Raw genomic sequence first — 4,504 nt, forward strand, 5'->3', positions numbered from 1 at the left:
TCTCCACGGCGGCCTGGGCGAACTGCGACTGGTAGAGCCGGGCATACGCGCCGTCCGCGGCGAGCAGCCCGGTGTGATCGCCCTGCTCGACGATCGCCCCGTTCTCCATCACGAGGATGGTGTCCGCGTCGCGGATGGTCGACAGCCGGTGCGCGATGACGAAGGCGGTCCGGCCCGCTCGCAGCGTCGACATGGCCTGCTGGATGAGGACCTCCGTGCGAGTGTCCACCGAGCTCGTGGCCTCGTCGAGGACGAGGATCAGCGGTTCGGCCAGGAACGCGCGGGCGATGGTGATGAGCTGCTTCTCGCCGCCGCTGACACCGGTCCCCTCGTCGTCGAGAACGGTGTCGTAGCCGGCCGGCAGGGTGCGGACGAACCGGTCGACGTGGGCGGCCCGGGCCGCCGCCACGACGTGGGCGTGGGTGACGCCCTCGCCTCCGTAGGCGATGTTCTCGGCGATGGTCCCGCCGAACAACCAGGTGTCCTGCAGCACCATGCCGATCTGGGCGCGCAGCCCGTCGCGGGTCATGGCCGCGATGTCGACGCCGTCCAGGGTGATCCGTCCCGAGGTGACGTCGTAGAAGCGCATCAGCAAGTTGATCAACGTGGTCTTGCCGGCCCCGGTGGGGCCCACGATCGCGATCGTGTGGCCCGGCTCGGCGACCAGGGAGAGATCCTCGATCAGCGGCTTGTCCGGCTTGTAGCGGAACGCGACGTGCTCGAACGCGACCCGGCCGCGCAGCCCCTCGGGCCGCGCCGGCACCTGCGGGTCGGGCTCCTGCTCGGCGGTATCCAGCAGGTCGAACACCCGCTCCGCGGAGGCCACCCCGGACTGGACGAGGTTCGCCATGCTGGCGGCCTGCGACAGCGGCTGGCTGAACTGGCGCGAGTACTGGATGAACGCCTGGACGTCGCCGATCGACAGCGCCCCCGACGCCACCCGCAGACCACCGATCACGGCCACCAGGACGTAGTTGACGTTGCCGATGAACATCATCGCCGGCTGCATGAACCCGGAGATGGACTGGGCCCGCCAACTGGCCGTGTACAACTGGTCGTTGTACTCCTGGAAGGCTCGCGCCGACTCCTCCTGACGGCCGAACGCACGGACGAGGGTGTGCCCGGTGTACATCTCCTCGACGTGCGCGTTGAGCCGTCCGGTGATCTTCCACTGGGCGACGAACTGCGGCTGGGCGAGCTTTCCCACCCGGGTGGCCACCACGACCGACACCGGCACCGTCACCAGCGCGATCAGGGCGAGCTCCCAGGAGATCCAGAACATTATCGCCAGCACGCCGAAGATGGTCAGCCCCGAGACGACGATCTGCGACACGCTCTGCTGGAGGCTCTGGCCGAGGTTGTCGATGTCGTTGGTGACCCGGCTGAGCACCTCCCCGCGCGGCTGGCTGTCGAAGTAGCGGGTGGGCAGCCGTGAGATCTTCCGCTGCACGTCGTCGCGCAGCTCGCCGATCACCCGCTGGATCGCCAGGTTGGTGAGGCGGGCCTGCAGCACGCCGCAGATCCCGGCGAGCGCGTAGACGATGGCGACCCACAGCAGCACCGTGCCGATCGCGCCGAAGTCCATCCCCCGCCCGGGGGTGACGTCCAGCGAGGCGAGCAGGTCGGCCTGGGTGCCGTGCCCGGCAGCCCGCAGCGCCTCGACGTTCTGCGCCTTCGTCGTCCCGGCGGGCAGCCGCCGGCTGAAGATCCCCGCGAACACCAGGTCGGTGGCATGGCCGAGCAGCCGGGGCCCGGTCACGGTGAGCCCGACGCTCACCGTCGCCAGCCCGACGGCGACCGTCAGCAGGTGGCGTTGCGGCCGCAGCAGGCGCCGGCTCGACCCCGCGAAGTCCGCGGACTTCGCGGCGGCGCCCTGACCGCCGAGGAAACGCGCCGGGCCGGCCGCCGGGGCCGGGCCGCGGCGCGGCGCCGGGGTGGGAGCGGTCCCGCTCACGCGGCCTCCTGTTCGGTGAGCTGCGAGAGCACGATCTCGCGGTACGTTGGATTGTCGGCCATGAGCTGGTGATGGGTGCCCACCCCGACCACCTCGCCGCGTTCCAGCACGACGATCTGGTCGGCGTCGCGGATGGTGGCCACCCGCTGGGCGACGATCACGACCGTGGCCTCGGCCGTCTCCCGGGCGAGCGCCGCCCGCAGGCGGGCGTCGGTGGCGTAGTCGAGGGCCGAGAAGGAGTCGTCGAACAGGTAGACCTCGGGCCGGTGGACCAGCAGCCGGGCGATGCACAGCCGCTGTCGCTGCCCGCCGGAGACGTTCGTGCCACCCTGGGCGATCGGGGCGTCGAGCCCGTCCGGCATCGCCTCGACGAACTCCTTCGCCTGCGCGGTCTCCAGGGCCCGCCAGAGCTCGTCGTCGGTGGCGTCGGGGTTGCCGTAACGCAGGTTCGACGCGACGGTCCCGGAGAACAGGTACGGTCGCTGCGGCACGACGCCGACGGTGCGCGCGAGCACGGTGGGCTCGATGTCGCGCACGTCGACCCCGTCTACCAGGACGGCGCCCTCGGTCGCCTCGGCGAGCCGCGGGATGAGGCCCAGCAGAGTCGTCTTCCCGCTGCCCGTGCTGCCGATGACGGCGGTGGTCTGGCCGGGGCGGGCGGTGAGGCTGACGCCGCGCAGCACCGGATCCTCCGCCCCCGGGTAATGGAAGCCCACCCCGCGCAGCTCCAGCAGGCCGTGGGCGCGCAGCTCGCGCACCGGGTGGTCCGGCGGCCGCAGCGAGGAGTCCGTCGCCAGCACCTCCTGGATGCGTTCGGCGCAGACCTCGGCGCGCGGGATCATCATGAACATGAACGTCGCCATCATGACTGACATGAGGATCTGCATGAGATAGCTGAGGAACGCGGTCAGCGCGCCGATCTGCATGTGGCCCGCGTCGATGCGGTGCGCGCCGAACCAGAGCACGGCGACGCTGGAGAAGTTCACGACCGTGAGCACGAGCGGGAACATCAGGGCCATCAGGCGGCCGAACCGCAGCGAGACGTCGGTCAGCTCGGTGTTGGCGACCCCGAACCGCTGCCGTTCGTAGTCGTCGCGGACGAAGGCACGGATGACGCGCAGCCCCGTGATCTGTTCGCGCAGGATCCGGTTGACCGTGTCCAGCCGTTCCTGCATGGCCCGTCCGAGCGGGCGCATCCGCCGCACGATCAGCGCGATGATGACCGCGAGAATCGGGACGATCACAACCAGGAGCAGGGACAGCCCGGCGTCCTGGTTCACCGCGAGAATGATGCCGCCGATGCACATGATCGGCGCCGAGACCATCAGCGTGAAGCTGAGCAGCACCAGCATCTGCACCTGCTGGACGTCGTTGGTCGCCCGGGTGATAAGCGAGGGAGCCCCGAAGCGGCCGACCTCGCGGGCCGAGAACGCCTGCACCCGGTCGAACACCGCCGCCCGAAGGTCGCGCCCGATGGCCATCGCCGTGCGCGCGCTGTAGAGGACCGCCGCGCCGACGCAGAGGAGCTGCACGACGCTGACGCCGAGCATGACCCCGCCGATACGCAGGATGTAACCCGTGTCGCCGACCACCACCCCTCGATCGATGATGTCCGCGTTCAGGGTCGGCAGGTACAGCATGCCGATCGTCGAGACCAGTTGCAGGGTCACGATGATCACGATGGGCCGCCGGTAGCGGGCCAGATGCGCTCGCAGAAGTCGGATGAGCATGCGATCCCTCTCTGCAGCGGCGATACCTGGTCGACCAGGGCGTCCCGCAGCCGTCGCGGGGGCACCGGGCAGGTCCCCCACCGTCATGACGGACGCGGCGGGCGGCGACCCCCGTGATCCACCGCCGGGTGCTGGATGACGGGACAGCGGTCGTACGCTCCGCCTGACGGCAGGTGACGCGCCATGGACGACGCGTGGCGACCTTACGGCCTCAACCCAACGTTAGGTCAAGGCGATTTCGGTCGTGAGCGACCACCACCCGCCCGCCCGACCACCACTCGGTCGCCCGGCGGCGGCCGATCGTCCGACCGCCGGCCCCCTCGCGCCACGCCCGGATGCGATCAGCGAAGACCGGACGGCCACCGGCGGCGCATTCTTTCCGGACCCGAATTCCCGGACGGATGGTTTTCTCGGCGGTATCGGTGGCCGAAGATACCCTCAGCGCCGCTCCAGTACTCCGGAAGAACGATGATCACCACCGCGACACCCACTTCGTCCGCATGCCAACGGCCGCGCTCAGCCAGCGTACTGCGCCAGGCCCGACGGCGGCGCCGATACTCAACTTCGGTCGACCATCCGCGGGCCCGTCCCGCCGGGCGAGTTGTCGATGCAACAGATTCGGCGAAGTAGCGCGACCTGCCATGTTATTCCGGTCCGGGAGCACCGCGCCAGGGCAGTTGGCACCGGAGCGTAGGCGCGTGTGGTCGTAGGTCCGCAACCATCGGTCCACGGCGGAAAGGAACCGATAGTGTGAGCGCGAGGTGCGCGTCGACCGATGCCCGGGGCGCCAACCCCGGGAGGACGGATGCCGATGACTCGT

Annotated in this window: 2 protein-coding genes; both read right to left on the reverse strand. The window is 70.1% G+C overall.

From position 1 onward, the window contains the following. On the reverse strand, positions 1-1,954 hold a 1,954-nt coding region (locus G6R25_RS21880), incomplete at its 3' end, for an ABC transporter ATP-binding protein (protein ID WP_163554403.1). Beyond that, positions 1,951-3,684 carry an ABC transporter ATP-binding protein gene (locus G6R25_RS21885; RefSeq protein ID WP_163554404.1) on the reverse strand — a complete coding sequence of 578 codons (1,734 nt, stop codon included), beginning with the start codon at positions 3,682-3,684 and terminating at the stop codon, positions 1,951-1,953. The genes G6R25_RS21880 and G6R25_RS21885, both read right to left, overlap by 4 nt. Between the last annotated feature and the right edge of the window lie 820 nt (positions 3,685-4,504).

Origin of the sequence: Candidatus Frankia alpina (assembly GCF_902806485.1) — a bacterium.
Classification (GTDB): domain Bacteria; phylum Actinomycetota; class Actinomycetes; order Frankiales; family Frankiaceae; genus Frankia; species Frankia alpina.